The 902-nt window shown below is 44.9% G+C and carries 1 protein-coding gene; it reads right to left on the reverse strand.

The annotated features are described in order from the left end of the window. Window positions 1-902, reverse strand: a 902-nt coding sequence (locus WKT12_RS16440) for an IS256 family transposase (RefSeq protein ID WP_340320328.1), incomplete at both ends; no start/stop codon positions are given.

The following is a 902-nucleotide window of genomic DNA, read 5'->3' on the forward strand; positions in this document are numbered from 1 at the left end:
CAGTCAGATCATCCCAGTTGTTTCTCCATGAAAGTATGGCATATGGATACTTTCCTCCCCATTTCTTTTCCAAGTTGTCAAGTTCTGCGGCAGCAGCTTCCTTATTGGGCGCATTGTAGATATTCTTCATATCCGCCGTAAACTCTTTCTTATCCTTATAAACGACATATTTACAGGAGTTTCTAATCTGATGTACCACACAGATCTGAGTGGATGACTGAGGGAATACGGTGCGGATGGTATCCGTAAATCCATTCAGATTGTCGGTACAGGTAATCAGGATATCCTGCACTCCACGGGCTTTTAAATCGGTCAGGACGCCCATCCAGAAAGAAGAACTTTCCGATTTGCCGACCCACATGCCAAGAACTTCCTTCAGGCCGTTCTGTTTCAGACCGACACAAAGATAAACAGTCTTGTTTATGATTTTACCGTTATCCCGTACCTTGAAGACAATACCGTCCATCCAGACTATCAGATAAACAGGATCAAGGGGACGGTTCTGCCACTCCTGGGCAGCCTGATTCACTTTGTTTGTAATGATGGAAATGGCAGATGTGGAGAGCTCTATTTCATAAATCTCACGCATCTCTTCTTCTATATCAGAAACACTCATTCCTTTGGCATATAGGGAGATAACAAGCTTTTCTATAGAAAGTCCACGGCTTTCATGTTTGGGCACTGCTATCGGCTCAAACTGGCCGTTACGGTCACGTGGAATGGAAATGACAGACTCTCCATGTTCGGTTTGGATTTTCTTCGGATAACTGCCATTGCGGGAGTTGCCGGTGTTATTTCCTGCCACAGAATTCTTTTCATAGCCCAGATGGGCATCCATTTCGCCTTCAAGCATCTTTTCCAGCACCTGGGCATGCAACTGTTTCAGGAACTTGCTCACATCA

The organism is Phocaeicola sp. HCN-6420 (assembly GCF_037890145.1).
Lineage (GTDB): Bacteria > Bacteroidota > Bacteroidia > Bacteroidales > Bacteroidaceae > Phocaeicola.